The 21,718-nt window shown below is 25.1% G+C and carries 18 protein-coding genes and 2 pseudogenes; 19 read left to right on the top strand and 1 reads right to left on the bottom strand.

What is annotated here, in order from left to right; all coding sequences use genetic code 11:
• Nucleotides 1–182 precede the first annotated feature (182 nt).
• Both map and dapD read left to right on the top strand, forming a co-directional pair.
• On the top strand, nt 183–965 hold the full coding sequence (map, locus tag D9V63_RS01180) for a type I methionyl aminopeptidase (RefSeq protein ID WP_158368635.1): 783 nt from the start codon (nt 183–185) through the stop codon (nt 963–965).
• A gap of 61 nt (nt 966–1,026) precedes the next feature.
• The gene (dapD, locus tag D9V63_RS01175) at nt 1,027–1,851 is read left to right on the top strand and encodes a 2,3,4,5-tetrahydropyridine-2,6-dicarboxylate N-succinyltransferase (RefSeq protein WP_158368633.1); all 825 of its coding nucleotides are present in this window, start codon (nt 1,027–1,029) and stop codon (nt 1,849–1,851) included.
• Between the two features lie 46 nt (nt 1,852–1,897).
• Here the strand turns inward: dapD and degP are convergent, their stop codons facing one another.
• Complete coding sequence (degP, locus tag D9V63_RS01170) at nt 1,898–3,328, bottom strand: serine endoprotease DegP (RefSeq protein WP_158368631.1); 1,431 nt, start codon at nt 3,326–3,328, stop codon at nt 1,898–1,900.
• A gap of 291 nt (nt 3,329–3,619) precedes the next feature.
• On the opposite strand from degP, the gene D9V63_RS01165 reads away from it, so the two are divergent.
• The 17 genes and pseudogenes from D9V63_RS01165 to ftsA all read left to right on the top strand — a co-directional run bounded on the left by D9V63_RS01165 (nt 3,620) and on the right by ftsA (nt 21,681).
• Entirely contained in the window at nt 3,620–4,657 is a 1,038-nt protein-coding gene (locus D9V63_RS01165; protein WP_158368629.1) for an FAD:protein FMN transferase, read from the top strand.
• A 238-nt stretch (nt 4,658–4,895) separates the two neighbouring features.
• Complete coding sequence (locus tag D9V63_RS01160) at nt 4,896–6,611, top strand: acetolactate synthase 3 large subunit (RefSeq protein WP_158368627.1); 1,716 nt, start codon at nt 4,896–4,898, stop codon at nt 6,609–6,611.
• Between the two features lie 8 nt (nt 6,612–6,619).
• Complete coding sequence (gene ilvN, locus D9V63_RS01155; protein WP_158369280.1) at nt 6,620–7,093, top strand: acetolactate synthase small subunit; 474 nt, start codon at nt 6,620–6,622, stop codon at nt 7,091–7,093.
• A gap of 108 nt (nt 7,094–7,201) precedes the next feature.
• Nucleotides 7,202–8,146, top strand: a complete 945-nt coding sequence (gene rsmH, locus D9V63_RS01150; RefSeq protein ID WP_158368625.1) for a 16S rRNA (cytosine(1402)-N(4))-methyltransferase RsmH — start codon at nt 7,202–7,204, stop codon at nt 8,144–8,146.
• The gene (locus D9V63_RS01145) at nt 8,139–8,345 is read left to right on the top strand and encodes a cell division protein FtsL (protein ID WP_261979548.1); all 207 of its coding nucleotides are present in this window, start codon (nt 8,139–8,141) and stop codon (nt 8,343–8,345) included. The genes rsmH and D9V63_RS01145 overlap by 8 nt, the downstream gene beginning before the upstream one ends.
• A gap of 136 nt (nt 8,346–8,481) precedes the next feature.
• Nucleotides 8,482–10,229: pseudogene (ftsI, locus tag D9V63_RS01140) on the top strand (peptidoglycan glycosyltransferase FtsI).
• Nucleotides 10,216–11,739 carry a UDP-N-acetylmuramoyl-L-alanyl-D-glutamate--2,6-diaminopimelate ligase gene (gene murE, locus D9V63_RS01135; protein WP_158368621.1) on the top strand — a complete coding sequence of 508 codons (1,524 nt, stop codon included), beginning with the start codon at nt 10,216–10,218 and terminating at the stop codon, nt 11,737–11,739. The pseudogene ftsI and the gene murE overlap by 14 nt, the downstream one beginning before the upstream one ends.
• On the top strand, nt 11,708–12,523 hold the full coding sequence (gene murF / locus D9V63_RS03155) for a UDP-N-acetylmuramoyl-tripeptide--D-alanyl-D-alanine ligase (RefSeq protein WP_261979547.1): 816 nt from the start codon (nt 11,708–11,710) through the stop codon (nt 12,521–12,523). Before murE ends, murF begins: the two co-directional genes overlap by 32 nt.
• On the top strand, nt 12,499–13,089 hold the full coding sequence (locus tag D9V63_RS03150) for a glutamate ligase domain-containing protein (RefSeq protein ID WP_410051813.1): 591 nt from the start codon (nt 12,499–12,501) through the stop codon (nt 13,087–13,089). Before murF ends, D9V63_RS03150 begins: the two co-directional genes overlap by 25 nt.
• Nucleotides 13,073–14,149 carry a phospho-N-acetylmuramoyl-pentapeptide-transferase gene (gene mraY, locus D9V63_RS01125; RefSeq protein ID WP_158368619.1) on the top strand — a complete coding sequence of 359 codons (1,077 nt, stop codon included), beginning with the start codon at nt 13,073–13,075 and terminating at the stop codon, nt 14,147–14,149. Before D9V63_RS03150 ends, mraY begins: the two co-directional genes overlap by 17 nt.
• Nucleotides 14,139–15,455 carry a UDP-N-acetylmuramoyl-L-alanine--D-glutamate ligase gene (gene murD, locus D9V63_RS01120; RefSeq protein WP_158368617.1) on the top strand — a complete coding sequence of 439 codons (1,317 nt, stop codon included), beginning with the start codon at nt 14,139–14,141 and terminating at the stop codon, nt 15,453–15,455. Before mraY ends, murD begins: the two co-directional genes overlap by 11 nt.
• Nucleotides 15,456–15,479: 24 nt before the next feature.
• Nucleotides 15,480–16,610, top strand: a pseudogene (ftsW, locus tag D9V63_RS01115) (cell division protein FtsW); the annotation flags it as partial.
• Nucleotides 16,607–17,668 (top strand): undecaprenyldiphospho-muramoylpentapeptide beta-N-acetylglucosaminyltransferase, encoded by a 1,062-nt coding sequence (murG, locus tag D9V63_RS01110; RefSeq protein WP_158368614.1) that lies wholly within the window; start codon nt 16,607–16,609, stop codon nt 17,666–17,668. The pseudogene ftsW and the gene murG, both read left to right, overlap by 4 nt.
• Before the next feature lie 24 nt (nt 17,669–17,692).
• Nucleotides 17,693–18,007: a Mur ligase domain-containing protein gene (locus D9V63_RS03145; protein WP_261979546.1), complete on the top strand. Its 315-nt coding sequence runs from the start codon at nt 17,693–17,695 to the stop codon at nt 18,005–18,007.
• Nucleotides 18,008–18,015: 8 nt separating this feature from the next.
• A complete protein-coding gene (murC, locus tag D9V63_RS01105; RefSeq protein ID WP_261979545.1) occupies nt 18,016–19,125 on the top strand; it encodes a UDP-N-acetylmuramate--L-alanine ligase in 1,110 nt (369 codons plus the stop codon).
• A 12-nt stretch (nt 19,126–19,137) separates the two neighbouring features.
• Nucleotides 19,138–20,070 carry a D-alanine--D-alanine ligase gene (locus D9V63_RS01100; protein WP_158368612.1) on the top strand — a complete coding sequence of 311 codons (933 nt, stop codon included), beginning with the start codon at nt 19,138–19,140 and terminating at the stop codon, nt 20,068–20,070.
• Nucleotides 20,071–20,424: 354 nt separating this feature from the next.
• Entirely contained in the window at nt 20,425–21,681 is a 1,257-nt protein-coding gene (gene ftsA / locus D9V63_RS01095; protein WP_158368610.1) for a cell division protein FtsA, read from the top strand.
• Nucleotides 21,682–21,718: the final 37 nt, after the last annotated feature.

The raw sequence follows: 21,718 nt of genomic DNA, 5'->3' as shown, positions 1-21,718 counted from the left end.
AATATATTTAATAAATCGAATAAATATATCATACTTCAATCTTTAAGATCAGTAATAATTATAAATGTATTTTACTTTTTTAAATTAAAACAATTAAATAGAAAACAAAAATTTTTATAACCAAATTTTATAAACTATAATTTAAATAAATGAATTTAATACATCTAAATTGGTTAAATATTATGAATTGTATGATAAAAAACGAATTAGAAATAGAAAAAATGAGAATTTCTGGAAAATTAGCTGCTAAAGTACTGGAAATGATTGAAGAATATGTTCAACCAAATACCAGTACAGAGGAATTAAATAATATTTGTCATAATTTTATTAAACAAAATGACGCTATTCCAGCATGTTTAGGGTATCATGGTTTTCCAAAATCTGTCTGTATTTCTGTCAATGATGTTGTATGTCACGGTATTCCAGATAAAAATGAAATTTTAAAAATAGGAGACATAGTTAATATTGATGTTACCGTTATTAAAAATAATTATTATGCAGATACTTCAAAAATGTTTTTTGTAGGAAAACCAAGCATCTTATCTAAACGTTTATGCAAAGTAACACAAGAAAGTCTTTATGCATCTTTAAATTTAATAAAACCAGGAATACCACTATTTAAAATTGGAGAAAAAATTGAAAACTACGTTGAAAGTAACGGTTTTTCAGTTGTAAAAGAATATTGCGGACATGGTATTGGATCTTCATTTCACGAAGAACCGCATGTATTACATTATAAAAATAACAATAAAATAATTTTAAAAAAAGGAATGATTTTTACTATTGAACCTATGGTAAATACAGGAAAATCAGAAGTAAAATGCATGAAAGATGGTTGGACTGTAAAAACAAAAGACCATTCATTATCTGCGCAATATGAGCATACTATATTAGTAACAGATTATGGATGCGATATTTTAACATGGCAACAACAAGAAAAAATACTTCCTAGTTTGAATAATTAATAAAACAAAATCTGTGTTTTTATAAATATAAATTAAATATAATAAATTAGGTTGATTTAGAATGAAAAAATTTAAAAAAATAATTGAAAATGCTTATGAATATAAAAATGAAATTAATTTTAAAAATATTAAAACAGAAACTTATGAAACTATAAATTATATAATCAGCTTATTGAATAAAGGAGAGGTACGTGTCTCAGAAAAAAAAGATAATGTATGGATTACTCATCAATGGTTAAAAAAAGCGATTTTATTATATATATATTTTACAAAAAATAATATTTTTTTATGCGAAAATACTAATTATTACGATAAAATTCCACTAAAATATAACAAATATACCACAAAAAATTTTGAACAAGATAAAGTTCGCATAGTACCACCAGCTACTGTTCGATATGGTTCTTTTATTAATTATAATGCAGTAATTATGCCATCATATGTAAATATAGGTGCATATATAGATCAAGGAACTATGATAGATACATGGGCGACCGTAGGGTCATGTGCACAAATTGGAAAAAATGTACATTTATCTGGGGGGGTAGGTATAGGAGGTGTGCTAGAACCTTTGCAAAATAACCCTACTATCATTGAAGATAATTGTTTTATTGGTGCTCGTTCTGAAATTGTAGAAGGAGTAATTGTAGAACAAGGGTCCGTAATATCTATGGGAGTTTTTATCGGGCAAAGCACTAAAATTTACAATAGAGAAACAGGAGAAATTTCTTATGGAAAAATTCCTGCTAATTCTGTTGTAGTTTCAGGGAGTATGCCATCAAAAAATGGAAAATATAATTTGTACTCTGCAATTATTGTTAAAAAAGTTGACCACAAAACAACAAGTAAAGTAGAAATTAATCAATTATTACGTGATTTAAAATAATAGAAACCGCCCGATCTTTTAAGTTCGGGCGGAATTATATAATAGACTATTCACTTACTAAGTAAATATTATTTACTCCTCTTTTTACTCTAAAAACTAATACACTTGATTTGCTATCTAATGCTCGTTTTAAGTCATCTAAGTTATTTATTAAATTTTGATTCACTTCTATAATAATATCATCCTGTTTAAAACCAATCTTTGCAGCTGGACTATTTACTTTAACATTTTCTACTTTTACACCTTTTTGTTTATCTAAATGATTAGATAAATTAGCACCTTCGATACCTATATAAATATCTCCAAAATTCATGTTATGTTTAATAGAAGGCTTTAATTCAACAAATATATATTTAATTTGACTATCTCTAAATATTCCTAATGTCATTTTTGTAGTAACTGGTAACGATCCAATTTCAGCACGTAATGCTGCAAAACTAGAAATAGGTTTTTTATTTAGAGATATAATAATATCTCCAGCTTTAATACCTGCTTGAAATGCAGAAGAATCAGGTAATACCTGACTGACAAAAGCACCTTTATGAGCATTAATTTTCATTATTTTTGCTAAATCAGAATTCAATTCCATTCCTATTATACCTAACTCACCTCGTCTTACTTGTCCAAATTGAGCCATTTGAGCTGTAAGATTTTTAACCATATTTCCAGGAATAGCAAAGCCAATGCCTATATTACCACCATCTGGGGCTAATATTGCAGTATTGATTCCGATTAACTCACCGTTTAAATTAACTAAAGCCCCTCCTGAATTACCCCTGTTAATAGCTGCATCAGTTTGAATAAAATTTTCGTAATGTTCAATGTTTAGCCCACTTCTTCCCAAAGCAGAAATAATACCAGACGTAACAGTTTCACCAAGACCATATGGATTACCAATAGCTACAGTATAATCGCCTACTCTTAAGTTATCAGAATCTGCAATTTTGATTGCGCTTAAATTTTTTGCGTTTTTTAATTGTATTAAAGCAATATCAGAACGTGCATCTTTCCCAATTACATAAGCTTCATAACGACGTCCATCACTTAACTGAGCTTGTATTGTATTAGCATTTTCTACAACATGATTGTTAGTTACAGCATATCCTTTTTCAGCGTCAATAATAACACCTGATCCTAATGCACGAAACTTTTCATTGGCACTATCAGAATTTGGATTAGAACGACAAAAAGGAGAATTATGAAACGGTGAATTCTTTTGACAAAAAGGAGAATTATCACCAAAAAAAGGTTGAAATTGATGAGGTAAACGAGAAGTATGAATTATAGTACTTCCTTCAATATTAATACTTATTACTGACGGCATAACTTTTTCCAACATAGGCGCTAAACTAGGAATAACAGGTACAGAGGAATTATTATTAGGACTGAAATTTTTATTTCCCCAAGACATTCCTAGGATTAATAATAGATTGAAAATAAATACTGTTTGGCATAATACTATATTTATTCTTTTCATTATTTATGTCTCATACATTACAATCTAATCTTAAATAGATAAAACGATTAAAAATCTAAAAAATTTTAATTAAAATAAAATTTCAGTATACACTTCATAATTTATTAACTCCATCGATCCTTATCAGATAAACAAAAAAAATACTTTAATAAATAATTGAAAAATTATAACGTTATAAATATTTATTGCTTCATATTTATTTTTTTATATAAATATTTATAAAAAAATTTTTATACAAAATATATTTTCTATATAATATTTTTTTTAGTTAAAAATAATGGTTTTATATTTATGATATTCAGTAAGATAATAAATATCTTTTTATGTTTTTTAATATTTTTTTACATTACACATCAAGATACAAATGAAAAAATAAAAAAAATAATAGAATTAAAAGGAAAAACAATGGGAACATACTGGCAAGTAAAAATTCCCAATATGAAAATAAAAAATATAAAAAATTTAAAAATATTAATACAAAGAAATCTCGATACAGATGAAGAATTTTTGTCTCCTTGGAAAAAACAATCTTTAGTTTATAAATTCAATCAATTAAAAAAACATAAATTATTAAAAATTAATAAAAAATTTTTAAAAATTATTTTAACAGCGCTAACTATGCATGAGAAAACCACTGGAAAATTAGATATAACTATTGGAACTTTAATAAATATATGGGGATTTGGAACTCAAAAAAAACCTCATAATTACCCTTCAATAAATATAATAAAAAAAAATATAAATCTTTCAGGTATTCAGCATTTACAAATTATCAATAACTTATATGGAGTATATTTAAAGAAAAATTTAGATGGTATGAAAATAAATCTTTCTACATTAGGTGAAGGATTCGCTGTCGATCACTTATCGTGTATACTAAAAAAAAATGGAATTAAAAATTATATGATTTCAATAGGAGGTACAGTTTTAGTAAAAATGGATAATAAAATAAAGCCAAAAATTATTGCAATTCAAAAACCTACCGATAAAAAACAATCAATTCAATTACTTATTTATCTCAAAAATAAATCTATTAGCACATCTGGAACTTATCTTAATTATTATAGTATTCATGGTAAAAATATTTCACATATTATTAATCCTGAAAATGGCATTCCTATCAAGAATAATTTAGTATCTGTCAGCGTTATATCTGCTACTGCATTAGAAGCAGATAGTTGGGATACTGGACTGATTTTATTAGGTTTTAAAAAAGCTAAAAAATTATCTATAAATGAAAATTTAGCTGTTTGTTTAATAACTAAAGAAAAAAATAGTTTTTTTACATGGGTTTCACCTCAATTTAAAAAATTTTTAATTTTAAAATAAAGAATTCCAAAAGAATAATTTTAATAAAATATATAATTATTTAATTTATTTCAATTTATTGATAATATTTAATATATTTGTAATAATAAAAAAACTAATTAATATTAATTGACATCCTTTTTAATTTTTTATAATTTTTTAAATTACACTATTCTTACTTTATTTAGATAAACTATCAGGATAAACTACAAATAAAAACTAGGAATAAACCTAATAAAATAGCATCCTGGAGGAAAAAATGGAAATATTATCAGGAGCCGAAATGGTTATTAGATCATTAATTAATCAGGGAATACAACATATATTTGGTTATCCTGGTGGTGCGGTACTAGATATTTATGATGCTCTAAAAACTGTTGGTGGAATTGAACATATTTTAGTAAGACATGAGCAAGCAGCAACTCATATGGCTGATGGATATGCAAGATCTACTGGTAACATAGGTGTAGTATTAGTAACTTCTGGTCCAGGTGCTACTAATGCAATTACTGGAATTGCTACAGCTTATATGGACTCAATTCCAATGATAGTAATTTCAGGTCAGGTAGCATCATCTTTAATTGGATATGATGCATTTCAAGAATGCGATATGATTGGGATTTCTCGACCAATAGTAAAACATAGTTTTTTAGTTAAAAACACTGAAGATATACCTATGATTTTTAAAAAAGCTTTCTGGATAGCATCTACAGGACGTCCGGGTCCAGTAGTTATTGATTTACCTAAAGATATTTTAAAACAAAAAAGTAAAACTGAATTTATATGGCCTGAAAATATACATATAAGATCTTATAAACCGACTACTAAAGGCCATATAAAACAAATTAAAAAAGCACTAAGCATATTATTACAAGCAAAACAACCTGTGATTTACGCAGGTGGAGGAGTAATCAGCTCTAACAGCAGCGATGAATTATTAGAATTTGCAGAAAAAACTCATTGTCCTGTTACAACATCTTTAATGGGATTAGGAGCTTTTCCAGGGAGTCATCCTCAAAGTATTTCTATGTTAGGTATGCACGGTACCTACGAAGCTAATATGGCAATGCATAATTCTGATGTTATTTTTGCTATAGGAGTACGATTTGATGATCGAACAACAAACAATCTAAAAAAATATTGCCCAAATGCTACTATTTTACATATTGATATTGACCCTACATCTATTTCTAAAACTGTTCCAGCAAACATACCAATAGTAGGTGATGCAAAATACGTTTTAAAAGAATTAATAAAACTAATAAAAAAAGAAAAAAAAATTTACTCTTTAGAAAAATGGTGGAACATTATTAAGGAATGGAGACAAACAAAAAGTTTGGAATATAATACAAATAACACCAAAATAAAACCTCAAAATGTTATTCAAACTATTTTTAAATTAACTAAAGGCAAATGTTTTATTACTTCCGATGTTGGTCAGCATCAAATGTTCGCAGCATTATATTATAAATTTAATAAACCTAGACATTGGATTAATTCCGGAGGACTAGGTACAATGGGATTTGGATTACCCGCAGCACTAGGTGTGAAATTAGCAATGCCTAAAGCCACTGTAATTTGTATTACAGGCGATGGTAGCATTCAAATGAATATTCAAGAATTATCAACTGCAAAACAATACAATTTATCTGTTTTAATACTCAATTTAAATAATTCTTCTTTAGGTATGGTCAAACAGTGGCAAGATATGATTTATTCTGGAAGACATTCTCATTCATATATGGATTCACTTCCAGATTTCGTAAAATTAGTCGAATCATATGGACATATTGGGTTACGTATAGATAAAACAGAAGAATTAGAAAAAACACTAATATTAGCATTAAAAAAACTATCTGAAGGAAATTTAGTTTTTTTAGATATTCAAATAGACAATTCTGAGCACGTTTATCCTATGCAAATTCAAGGAGGAGGTATGAATGAAATGTGGTTAAGGAAAAAAGAGGTTTTTTAATAAAAAATATGCGAAGTATTTTATCTATTCTCTTAGAAAATGAATCAGGTGCATTATCACGTGTGATAGGACTTTTTTCGCAAAGAGGTTATAATATCGAAACAGTTACAGTAGCGCCTACAGAAGACTCGTCTTTATCAAAAATGACTATACAAACAGTGGGCAATGAAAAATCTATTGAACAAATTGAAAAACAACTACATAAATTAATTGATGTCTTAAGAGTTATTAAAATTGAACAAAAATCTCACATAGAACGTGAAATTATGTTAATAAAAGTGCAAACAAATAACTGCAAAAATGATATTAAACATATTACTGAAGTTTTTCGAGGACAGATTGTAGACGTTACATCAACCACATACGTATTACAACTTTCAGGAACGACAAAAAAATTAGATTCTTTTCTTAAAATAATTAGAAATATATCTGAAATTATCGAAATGACTCGTTCTGGAATAGTAGGAATTTCTCGAGGATAATGTAAATCAAATATATTTATAAAAATTTTATTATTTATCAAAAACATGGTCATTTTAAAATATAAAGTGACCATGTTTCTATTTCATTTATATCTTAACAATTTCACTATGAATCAAAATATAAAACACATTCCTGTGATGAAAAAAGAACTAATTAAATCATTAAAAATTCAAGAAAACGGCATTTACATTGATAGTACATTTGGAATGGGTGGGCATGCGATTGAAATTTTAAAAAAACTAGGAAAAGATGGAAAATTATATGCTATTGATAAAGATTTAAATTCTATATTAATAGGGAATAAAATTAAAGATAAACGTTTTTCTATAATTCATGACAATTTTTCAAAAATTTTAAATTATGCTAAATCCAACAAGATTATTAGAAAAGTAGATGGAATATTATTTGATTTAGGAGTATCTTCATCACAAATATTAGATTATAAAAGAGGTTTTTCGTTTAAACAAAATGGACCTCTAGACATGCGAATGAATCAAACTTGTGGTATTACAGCATCTAATTGGATTGTTCAAGCAAGTGCTGAAAAAATTATTTTCGTTTTAAAAAATTTTGGAGAAGAACGTTTTGCAAAAAAAATTGCATATGCAATTAAAGATTATAATAGAAAAAAAAAAATAACAGAAACTTTAGAATTAGTAAATATTATCAAAAAAGCAATACCAAAAAAAAATATTTTTAAACATCCAGCTAGACGAACATTTCAAGCAATCCGGATTTATATTAATCAAGAATTAGAAGAAATAAGTAATGCATTAGAAGAATCGTTAAAAATATTAAAACCAGGTGGACGTATAACAGTCATTAGTTTCCACTCATTAGAAGATAGAATAATTAAAAAATTTATGCTCAAACATAGTATGAGAGCGAAAATTCCTTACGGTATGCCTATAACAGAAAAAGAAATAGAAAAACTTAAAATTTGCAAATTAAAAATTATAAATCGAATGTTACCAACTTATGAAGAAATTCAAAAAAATCCTAAATCTCGAAGTGCTATATTACGTACAGCAGAGTTAAAAAAATATGAATAAAAAACAACACTATGATTTACCAATCATCATTAAAAATGATTTTCTTTTATATGCAAAAATACACTTAATCCTCTTGTTTGCAATAATATTGTCTGCTAATTCTATTGTCATAATAGTCTATAAAACTAGAATGTTGATTACTGAACAAGAAAAATTACGTATAGAAGAAAAAAAAAAAATGATGAATGGAGAAATTTAATTATTGAAAAAAATACTCTTTCCATGCCTATAATTAATTAGTAAAAAATATTTAATTATTTTAAATTAACAACTATTTTAATAAAATATACATTGAATTAAATTTTTTAAAAATTTTAAAATAAGATAATTATAAAATGTACATCAAAAAAAATATAAAATTATTTAAAAAAAACAACATAAGAAAAAAAAATTATATAAATTGGCGTTTTATAGCATTATGTATTATTGTTTTATCATTTTTGATTATCTTAACATCACGTATGATATTTCTTCAAGTAATTGATTCTAAAAAACTTTCATATGAAGGAGATCGTAGAACATTAAGAATACAACCTGTAATAAATACTAGGGGGATTATTAATGATCGACTTGGATATCCATTAGCTGTTACCGTTCCAGTAAATGCAGTATTTATAGATCCTAGTATGATTCAAAACGATATAGATATTGAAAATAGTATAAGATGGAAAGCATTATCTAATGTTCTTTCTATTCCATTAAAAAAAATTGTTTTTCATGCAAATTTTAATAAAAATTTAAAATTTATTTATTTAGTACGTCAAATCACTCCTGAAGTTGGTGAATACATTAAAAAACTAAAACTACCTGGTATATATTTAACGGAAGAAGCAAAACGTTATTATCCTTCTGGAAAAATCGCTGCACAACTTATTGGATTTAATAATATAGATGACGAAGGTATAGAAGGTGTTGAAAAAAGTTTTAATAATGACTTAACAGGAAAACCAGGTAAAAGAAAAATAAGAAAAGATAACCAAGGTCATGTAATTGAAAATGAATCTCTAATTCACAAATCTAATTCTAAAAATTTAATATTAAGCATTAACAAAGAACTACAAACTATTACTTATGAAAAATTATGTGAAGGTGTAAATAAAAATAAAGCAGATTTTGGAATTGCTGTTTTAATTGATATCAAAACTGGAGAAATATTGTCAATGGCAACTAGTCCTGCATATAATCCAAATGAAAAACAATACATAATTTCAAAAAATTTTAGAAACCGAGCGATTTCAGATATTTTTGAACCAGGCTCTACAGTTAAACCAATAGTTATTATGGAAGCATTAAAAGAAGGTATTATCAAAGAAAATTCCGTAATAAATACCAAGCCTTTTTTTATTCAAAAGCATCAAATTAAAGATGTTTCGTATCATGAAAAATTAGATATTTCCGGAATATTAAAAAAATCTAGCAATGTTGGTGTATCAAAAATTGCACTTGCTATGAAAAGTAAAAATTTAATTAATGCATATTTGAAATTTGGATTAGGTCAGAAAACTAATTTGGGATTAATTGGAGAGCACAAAGGCTTGTTACCTAAAAAGAAAAATTTATCAAATTTAGAAAAAGCAACTTTTTCTTTTGGATATGGATTAATGGTCACACCACTGCAATTAGCTAGATTATATACAACAATAGGAAGTTATGGAATTTATAAACCATTATCTATTATTAAAATTAATCATCCATTATACGAAAAAAGAATTTTCCCTCAAAAATATGTAAAAAAAGTGCTTAATATGATGGAAAAAACTGTAGAACCAGATGAAAATATTAATCAAATAGATGCACAAAAATATCGTATTGCTATTAAAACAGGAACAGCAAAAAAAGTTGGTATTCATGGATGTTACATTAAAAAATATATAGCCTATACTGCAGGTGTTGCTCCAGCTAAAAACCCAAAATTTGCTTTAATTATTGTTATTGATAATCCACAAGGCAATCAATATTATGGCGGTGCGGTTTCTGCTCCAGTGTTCAGTAAGATAATGGTATCAGTATTAAAAACAATGAAAATTAAACCAGATAATTTATAAAAAATAAATTAAAAATAAAATTTAATGAAAGAAAATAACTTAAAACATTTTTTGTCACCTTGGATTAAAAATCTTCCAAAAATAAATATTAATAATCTAGTTCTAGATAGTAGAAAATTAATATCTAATAAAGATGTCTTTATAGCCGTAAAAGGAAAAAGAAAAGATGGGCATAGTTTTATTTTTCACGCGATTTCTAGAAAAGTAGCAGCAATATTATCTGAAACTACAAAAAAAAAACAACATGGAAAAATAAATTATATTAATAATATTCCGATAATATCTTTTTTTAACATTTCTAAAAAACTTTCAATTTTAGCTGAAAGATTTTATCATAAACCAAGTAGCCGATTAAAAGTAATTGGAATTACCGGGACAAACGGAAAAACTACAGTGGCACAACTAATTAATCAATGGAATGAATTATTAGGAAATAAAATTGCAACAATGGGAACTCTTGGAAATGGTTTACATAACTTCTTAAAACCTGCAATTAATACAACTTCATCAGCTATCGATATACAATCTTTTTTACATTCAGTATTAAATAAAGTCAAATTAGTTACCATGGAAGTTTCGTCACATGGTTTAGTCCAAAATCGCGTTAAAAATATCTTATTTCATACTGCAATATTTACTAATTTAACACAAGATCATTTAGATTATCATGAAAATATGCAAAAATACGAATTAGCTAAACTTTCACTTTTTACTGATCATAAAGTAAACAAAATAATATTAAATGCTAACGATAAATATGCACAAAATTGGTTAAAAAAATTTTCTGATAAATATACAGTTGCAGTTACAATTCAAGATTCTAGACAAAAAAAATATGCTACAAAATGGATAAATGCTATTTCTATCAAAATTGATAGTAAAAAAACTGATATAACATTTGAATCTAGCTGGGGAAAAGGCGTTTTATCTAGTTGTTTAATAGGAAGTTTTAACGTAGAAAATTTATTATTATCACTAGCATGTATGTTAGAAATGAATTATAAATTATCTGCTCTTATTAAAACATCTATAAAACTTAAACCAATATACGGGCGTATGCAAAAATTTGATTTTATTAGAAAACCAATTTGTATTATAGATTATGCTCATACTCCTGATGCTTTAAAAAAAGCACTAGATGCTATTAAATTACAATATTCTAAAAAAAAAATATGGTGTATATTTGGATGTGGAGGAGAAAGAGACAAAAAAAAACGCCCTGTAATGGGGAAGATTGCAGAAAAAATAGCAGATAAAGTGATCATTACTAATGATAATCCTAGAAATGAAAATCCAAATACAATAATTAAAGAAATTATCACTGGATGTATAAAAAAAGAAAAAATAATAATTATCCCCAATAGAAAAAAAGCTATTTCTTATGTTTTTTTTCGATCAAATGCTAACGATATAATTTTTATTGCTGGTAAAGGACATGAAAATTATCAAATAATTGGTAATCAGAATATTTACTATTCAGATCAAGCAATAGTTTTAAATTTATTGGAAAAAAAACATGATTCCTATTTCGTTAAAAAAAATTGCTAGTATTACAAATGGTTTATTATATGGAAAAAACATTATAATAGATAATATTAGCATAAATAGTAAAAAAATCATATCAAATACCCTATTTATTGCATTACAAGGCAATAAATTTGATGCACATATATTTATCGAAGAAGCCTTGCAAAAAGGATGCACTGCAATTATCACTAATCGAAAAATTATATCTTTTATTTCTTATATTATAGTTGAAAATACTACTATTGCTTTGGGGCAAATTGCTACTTGGATTCGAAATATAGTAGACCCAAAAATATTAGCTATTACTGGATCTTGTGGAAAGACTTCGGTGAAAGAAATGACTGCTTCTATACTTAAAAAACAACACCATATAATATATACAACGAATAACGAAAACAATCATATAGGAGTACCTATTACTTTATTAAGATTAAAAAAAACAGATAAATATGGATTAATTGAACTAGGAGCTAATAATCCTGGTGAAATTCGTTACGTTTCAAAAATCTCTCAACCAAATATCGCGTTAATAAACAATATTTATTATGCGCATTTAAAAGGTTTTAAATCATTACTAGGTATATCAAAAGAAAAATCAGAAATATTATCTTATTTAAAAAATAAAAGCACAGTAATTATTAATTTAGATAGCCATCACCTTTCACAATGGAAAAAAAAAATTCAAAATAAAAAAATATTGTATTTTTCTATCGAAAAAAAAAAGAAAGTAATTTCTTTGCTACTAATATTGAAATTCACTCAAACCAAACATCTTTTATTATGCATACACCATGCGGAAAAATAAAAATTGTATTACCATATTTAGGGTATCAAAATATATCTAACGCTCTAGCTGCTAGTGCTCTTGCATTTTCGGTTCATATACCATTAAAACAAATTCAAATTGGATTATCAGAATCTCCTATTATTCCAGGAAGATTAGAGCCAATTAAGTTAAGTAAAAATAAAATTTTAATTAATGATACATATAACTCAAATGTGGCTTCTATGATCATAGCAATTAAAGTTTTAGAAAAAATGCCAGGTTATAAAATATTAGTCGTAGGAGATATGGCGGAATTAGGTGAAAAAAGCATTTTATATCATAAAATTATAGGTAATATTGCTAATTTATCAAATATTGATCATATTTTCAGTTTAGGTAAGTATAGTCGTGAAATTTTTAAAATATGTAAAAATGGAAAACATTTTTCAGAAAAATATAAACATATATTAGAGAAAAAATTAAAAGAAAAAATTTCAAAAAAAAACACAAGTACGATTTTAATCAAAGGCTCACGTAATATGCAAATGGAAACAATTGTCAAATATTTAATAAAAGAGTATAAAAAAAATGATATTTCTAATTAATAAATACTTAAATTGTAAAATATTTAATTTTATTTCCTACCGAATAATATTTAGTTTACTAACATCATTTTTTATAAATTTATTTCTTGGGCCATATGTTATATCTTATTTAAAAAAATTACAAACATTCCAGATTATAAGAATAAATGGACCTATAGGTCATTTTAATAAAAACCAAACTCCTACGATGGGAGGAATATTAATTATTATATCAATATGTTTATCTATTTTTTTTTATTGTGATTTATATAATAAATACATTTGGTATGTTCTTACTATTATATTAGGATATGGTTTAATCGGGTTTTTAGATGATTATCAAAAAATTAAGTTTAAAAATTCAAATGGATTAAAAATATCATATAAATTTTTTTGTTTGTCAATAATTGCTATATTAATCATTTTTATTATGCAATTCAATAAAGAAAGCAATATTTATATTGAATTGATAATTCCTTTTTATAGTCAAATCCTTATAAAAATGAATTATTTTTATATATTTTTATCTTATCTTGTTATTGTAGGTACAAGTAATAGCGTAAATTTAACAGATGGATTAGATGGGCTAGCAATAATGCCAGTAATTTTTATATCATTTGGATTAGGTTTAATTGCTTTTTGTAGTTCTGAAATTCATTTATGTAATTATATAAATATTTTTTATTCTAAACAAGCCAATGAATTAAGTGTTTTATGCGCATCAATTATTGGTTCTGGACTAGGTTTTTTATGGTTTAATACTTATCCAGCTCAAATATTTATGGGTGATGTTGGATCTTTATCACTAGGAGGTGCATTAGGAATGATATCTATATTATTACATCAAGAATTATTATTAATGATAATGGGTGGAGTTTTCGTTTTTGAAACTATGTCTGTAATATTACAGATTATTTATTTTAAAATTAGAAAAAAAAGAATATTTAAAATGGCTCCAATTCATCACCATTACGAAGTAAAGGGATTATCAGAAACTTTAATTACTATTAGATTTTGGATAATATCCTTTATATTGTTATTAATAGGAATTATATCTTTAAGGGTACATAATGCCATATAAGTATTCGGAAAAAAAAATATTAATTTTAGGTATAGGTTTAACTGGCATATCTTGTATTAATTTTTTTTTAAAAAAAGGTGCAATTCCCAAAATAATTGATGAATCTAAAAAACCTGATTATTTAAATAAAATTCCTAAAAATATTAAATATAAATTAGGAGGTTTAGAAAAAAAATGGATTTTGGAATCAGATCTAATTATTATTAGCCCCGGAATATCTTCGTTTAAACCTATTTTAATGGAAGCACGAATGTTGGGTATTGAAATAATTAGTGATATTGAATTATTTGCTAGAGAAACAAAATCTCCAATTATTTCTATTACAGGTACTAATGGAAAAAGTACTGTAGCTACAATGGTGAAAAAAATTGCAAAAAAATCAGGATATAAAGCCTATCTAATAGGAAATATTGGATTTCCAGTATTAAATATATTAGAAAAAAAAGCTGATTTGTATATACTAGAATTATCTAGTTTCCAACTTGAAAATATATTTAGCTTGAAATCAAAAATATCTGTAGTACTAAATATTAATGAAGATCATTTAGATCGATATCCCAATGGATTTAAACAGTATAAACAAATTAAATTATCTATTTATAAAAACTCAGAAATATGCTTAGTAAATTTAAAAGAAAAAATTTATTTTTTTAAAAATAAACAAAAAAAATATATTACCTTTGGTACAGATGATAGTGATTATTATATCAAACACATAACAGGAAAACATTTTTTATACTGTAGAAAAGAGAAAATAATTGATACATCAAAAACATTATTATATGGATATCATAATTATGAAAATGCTTTAGTTGCTCTAGCAATTTCAGATATAATGGGCTTTCCTAGAAATATAACTAAAGACGTACTTAGAAAGTTTGTAAATTTACCACATCGATTTCAAATAGTACATCAACATAATAATATATCCTGGATTAATGATTCAAAATCCACTAATGTTAATAGTACTAAAACAGCTTTAGAAAATATCCAAACTCAAGGAACAATATGGTTATTATTAGGAGGAAATAAAAAATCCGCTGATTTTAATATTCTAAAAAATTATTTAGAAAAATTAAAAGTTAAAATTTATTGTTTTGGTAAAGACGGTATGAGTATATCTAAAATATGTAAAAAAAAATCTATTTATGTTCGATATTTAACAGATGCAATGATCTTAATTTCTAAAAAAGTTAAACCAAGTGATGTAGTGCTTTTATCTCCAGGATGTAGTAGTACAGATCAATTTAAAAACTTCGAAGAAAGAGGTAATCTTTTTATAAAATTATCAAAGGAAATAAGTTAATGTTTTCAAAAAAAATAAAAAAAAAATATTATATTATATGATAGATTACTAGTATGGTTAACTTTAGCTTTATGTATTACTGGATTAATCATGGTAATATCTACATCTATACCTATAGGACAAAGTTTATATAAAGATCCATTTTTTTTTGCAAAAAGGGAAGTGTTTTACTTTGCTCTAATATTTTTATTATCTTTATTCATTTTACGAATCCCTGTTATTTTTTGGAAAAAATATAGTAATTTTATATTAATATTTTCAACTTCACTACTTATTTTTGTACTTTTACTAGGCAAATCAGTACATGGATCTTATAGATGGATCAACATAGGTATATTGCATATACAACCCTCTGAAATATGTAAAATTTCTTCTTTTCTTTACATTTCTAATTACCTTTCAAGAAAAATTAAAGAGGTACATAATAATTTTTGGGGATTTTTTAAACCCATGTGTATTATTACTTTGCAATCAGTTCTTTTATTAGCAGAGCCTGATTTGGGAACGGTAGTTGTTTTATTTCTTACTACTTTATCAATTTTATTTCTTTCCGGGGCAAAAATAAAACAATTTTTTTCAATTATTATTATAGTTTCACTAATAATAATATTCTTAATCTTAATAAAACCATATCGCATTAATAGAGTATTATCATTTTGGAATCCTTGGAAAGATCCATTTGGAAATGGATACCAATTAACACAATCATTGATAGCTTTGGGAAGAGGTCATTTTTTTGGACAAGGCTTAGGAAATTCAATACAAAAACTAAATTATTTACCCGAAGCTCATAGTGATTTTATATTTTCTATTATAGGAGAAGAATTAGGTTATATAGGCTGTTTTTTAATATTATTAACTATTTTTATTATTTCTTTTCGAGCCATGTATATTGGGCAAAAATCTTTAGAAAAAAAAGAAATTTTTTCAGGTTTTTTAGCTTGTTCTATTGGTTTATGGTTTAGTTTTCAAACACTAATTAACATTGGAGCGGTGACTGGAATATTGCCAACTAAAGGTTTAACTTTACCATTAATTAGCTATGGAGGTTCAAGCTTAATTGTTAATTTAATAGCTATTTGTATTTTATTACGAATTGATTTTGAATCAAGATTAAGTGAAAATCAAGCTTTACCTAAGGAAAATTATAAATGAGTTCCAAAAAAATTATAATTATAGCAGGTGGTAGTGGTGGACATGTATTTCCAGCTATTACTATAGCAAGATACTTAATTAAACATGGATGGAATGTGAACTGGATAGGAACAAGAAATAAAATAGAATCAGATATTGTGCCTAAACATAATATTAAAATTCATTTCATTCAAATAAATGGATTAAGAAACGCTAATTTAAAAACTTTAATTTCTGCTCCAATACATATATTTAAATCTTATTGGAAAATTAAAAAAATTATCAATAGTTATTTACCAAATATTATATTAGGTATGGGAGGGTATGTATCTGGACCTGGAGGAATAGCAGCATGGACTTCAAAAATTCCTTTTATTTTACACGAACAAAATAAAATCCCAGGTCTTACAAACCAATTACTATCTAAAATATCTACAAAAAACATGCAAGCTTTTCCAGGGTCTTTACCTAACGCTGAAATTGTAGGCAATCCAGTACGTGAAGATATTATAAACATTCCAGCTCCTATTAACCGCTTTAAAAATAGATCTGGTCCTCTAAGAATATTAATTATTGGAGGAAGTCAAGGCGCATCTATTTTTAACAGTATTTTACCTAAAATATCATTTTTTTTAAAATCTAAAATTGTTATTTGGCATCAAACAGGGAAAAATGAGCTAGAAAAAACGAAAAAAAAATATCAAAAGTACGGATTATATGAACATATAATTAACGCTTTTATCGAAGATATAGCTTCTGCGTACACATGGGCTGATGTAATTATATCTCGTTCTGGTGCATTAACCATAAGCGAAATTACCACTGTAGGACTCGGTGCAATCTTTATACCATATCCACATAAAGATCAGCAACAATTGTTAAATGCACAAGATTTAGAAGATAATGGTGCTGCAAAAATTATTAATCAATCTGCATTTAATATAAATGTAATATTAAAAATATTAAACTCTTTAAATAGAAAAAAATTACTCGTAATGGCAGAAAAAGCATTTTCTTTGAGAGTTGGAAACTCTACAAAAAAAATTTTCAAAATAATTCAAAATATTTCTAAAAAATAAATTCTTGATAACTAAATATATAAAATGAATACAATAAATATAAAAACACATAATTTCTTTAAAAAAAAATCATTTAATAATATTCATTTCATAGGTATTGGAGGTTCTGGAATGAATGGAATTGCTTTGATTTTATTACAATTAGGATATAAAATTAGTGGTTCAGATATATTGAAAACTGAAATTACAAAAAAATTAATAAAATTAGGAGCAATTGTTTATTTTAATCATTCTAAAAAAAATATTAAAAATATTGATTTAATTGTTATATCTAGTTCTATTTCACTAAATAATGAAGAAATTATAGAAGGAAAAAAAAAAAAATTCCTATATTATTAAGAGCAGAAATGTTACAAATATTAATGCGAGATAAATTTGGAATAGCTATTTCTGGTACACATGGAAAAACAACTACTACTGCAATGATTTTTGATATATTTAATGAAAATAAATTAGATCCTACTATTATTAATGGTGGCTTAATAAAATCAATTAATTCTTATTCCAAATTAGGATGTTCTGATTATCTAATCGCAGAAGCAGACGAAAGTGATAGTTCGTTTCTTTATTTAACTCCAAAAAATATTATTGTAACAAATATTGAACCTGATCATATGAATTATTATAATAATGATTTTAATTTATTAAAAAATTCATTTTTAAAATTTATAAATATAATTCCCTCAGATGGTACTGTTATATTATGCATCGATAATGCTGCTATACAAGATATAATGCCAAAAATAAAATGTAAAATAATTACATACGGATTCAATAAAAATGCTGAAATTCATATTTCTTGCTATCAACAAAATGATTTTATTTCTCGTTTTACTTTGGTTCGAAAAAATCAATCTAATTTAGAAGTGATTTTAAAAATACCTGGAAAACATAATGCCTTAAATGCAACAGCTGCAATAGCAATAGCTGCAAATCAAAAAATATCTGATCAAATAATTTTAAAATCATTAAAAAATTTTCAAGGTACTTATAGAAGATTTGAATATCTTGGAAAAATCTCAATAAAAAAAAATAATATTTTAAAAAAAAATATCATGTTAATAGATGATTATGGACATCATCCTACTGAGTTATCTGAAAATATTAAAACAATAAGAACTAGTTGGCCTGAAAAAAATTTAATAATGATCTTTCAGCCTCATCGATACACAAGAACACATAATTTATATAATGATTTTGTGAGGATTTTATCCCGAGTAGATACACTATTAATATTGAATGTTTATTCTGCCAATGAAAATATTATTGCTGGAGCAGAGAGCAAATCACTGTTAATTGATATAAAAAAAACAAAAGAAATGAATATAGTTCTAATTAAACATTATAAATTAATACTAGATTCAGTTATTCCTTATCTAAGCGGAAATGATATTATTTTAATACAAGGTGCTGGAGATATAGCAAAAATAGCTAATAAAATTTTTATTAAAAAATAAAAAAGTGACAATATGAAAAAAAAAGTAGCAGTATTATTAGGCGGTAATTCTACAGAAAGGAAAATATCAATAGCATCAGGATATGCGATTCTACAAAGCTTAATTCGATCTGGTATTAATGCGTATCCATTTGATACACGTGATTTTCCTATTATGCAATTAAAACAACAACAGTTTAACATTGCATATATAGCACTTCATGGAAAAGGAGGTGAAGATGGTAGTATTCAAGGGATTTTAGAATATTTAAATATTCCTTATACTGGAAGTGGGATTATGGCATCTTCTATTTCTTTAGATAAGAAAAAAACTAAATTACTATGGAAATCTGTTGGTCTTCCTGTATTACCGGATATATACATTGAAAAAAAAGATCTTTTAAAAAATTCAGATGCTTTCTTAATAAAAAAATCTGATAAATTAGAATACCCTCTTTTAGTTAAACCAAATAATCAAGGATCAAGCATAGGAATTACATTAGTTTATTTCAAAGATCAATTAAAAAATGCAATTGAAATAGCATTTAATTATAGCAATAATATCTTAGTAGAAAAATTCGTAAAAGGAAAAGAATATACGGTATCAATTCTTGGCGAAGAAATACTACCTTCTATTCAAATTATCACAAAAAATAATTTTTATGATTACTCCTCAAAATATGAATTATCTTCTACTAAATATTTATGTCCAAGTGGATTAAATTTAAAACAAGAAAAAAAATTAAAAAAAATAGTAAAAAAAGCTTGGAGTACGTTAGGATGTAACGGATGTGGTAGAATTGATGTAATATTAGATAATAATAATAAATTTTGGTTATTAGAGATAAATACTATTCCCGGGATGACACATCGCAGTTTACTTCCAATATCTGCAAATACTATAGGTATATCATTTGACGAACTAGTACTAAAAATTTTAAATAAAACTATTATATTAAATAGTTAATAGAAACTTATTAATATTATAATTTAAAATATATTAAAAATATTAAAATTATATAAAATGAAAAGTTTGCTACTACTTAATAAACTTATGTAAAAACAACATTTTATAATTTATAAAGTATAATAAATTAAAAATTTTATTTAATAATATTTATATATTTAAATAATTTACTTTTTTTAAACAAATATTATATAAAATAATTTTTAAAAAATAAATTTTTAAAACTTATTTCTGTCTAAATAAACAATTTTAAAAACATTGTTGATGTCAAATAACTATAATATAAAATATTAGAAATCCTAATTTACAACAAAAAATTAATAATTTAAAAAATATAGTATAGGCTAATAAAGAATGATTATATCAACAAATAAAAAATTGGTAGTAGGACTAGAAGTAGGCACTACTAAAGTAGTTACTTTAGTAGGTGAAATTTCAATAGATAATAAAATAAACATAATTGGAATAGGAATATGCAAATCAAAAGGAATAGATAAAGGAAGAATTAATAATTTAGATGCAGTTGTTTCATGTATACAAGAATCTATTTATCAAGCTGAAACTATGGCTAATTGTAATATTACTTCTGTATATCTATCTTTATCTAGTAAATACATTAATTGTCAAAATGAAATTGGAATAGTTCCAATTTCTGAAGATGAAGTTACAAAAGAAGATATAGAAAATGTAATACATACTGCTAAATCAGTTAAAATTCTTCATGAGCATCACATATTACATGTTATTCCACAAGAATATTCAATTGATCAACAGTCTGGAATAAAAAATCCAATAGGTTTATCAGGTACAAGAATGCAAGTAAGAGTTCATTTGATTACTTGTCATCAAAATATAGCTAAAAATATTATTAAAGCAGTAGAAACATGCAATATCAAAGTTGATCAAGTAATTTTTTCAGGTCTTGCATCTAGTAAATCTGTGTTAAGTAAAGAAGAATGTAAATTAGGTGTATGTATGATTGATATAGGAGGAGGAACAATAGATTTTTCTACATATATCGATGGATTTATACAAGATAGTCAAGTTATTCCATATGCAGGAAATATTGTTACTAAAGATATTGCATATGCATTTAATACTTCTTATTCTGATTCAGAAATCATAAAAATCAATTATGAATCTGCACTAAAAACGAATATAGACTCATTAAGTAATACTGAACTGTCTGAAAAAAATCAAAATTTATTTCAAAACTTACAATTTAATACCGTTTCAGAAGTAATTGAATCAAGGTATAATGAACTATTAACTTTAATTAATAATAGAATTATTTATGTACAAAATAAACTTTATCAAGAAGGAAGGAAAAATCAATTATCCAGTGGTATAGTACTAACAGGAGGTGCTTCAACTATTTCATTAATAAGAAAATGTGCAGAGAAAATTTTTCAAAATAAAGTTCGTATTGCTAAACCTATAAATATTTCCGGACTAACAGAAAATATAAATGAACCACATTATTCAACAGTAGTGGGCTTATTACACTATGGAAAAGAATTTTACTTGCAATCTGAAAATATAAAAAAAGAAAGTTCTTTTATTGAAAAATGGTTTAAACAAATTAATAATTGGTTTAAAAAAGAATTTTAAATCAATTTTATATATCTCTAAAATTCAAGATAGACAA

It is taken from the genome of Buchnera aphidicola (Aphis nasturtii) (genome assembly GCF_005083345.1).
Taxonomy (GTDB): Bacteria; Pseudomonadota; Gammaproteobacteria; order Enterobacterales; family Enterobacteriaceae; genus Buchnera; species Buchnera aphidicola_R.
Note: the sequence above shows the minus strand (reverse complement) of the source record. Positions and strands in the feature narration are given on the sequence as shown.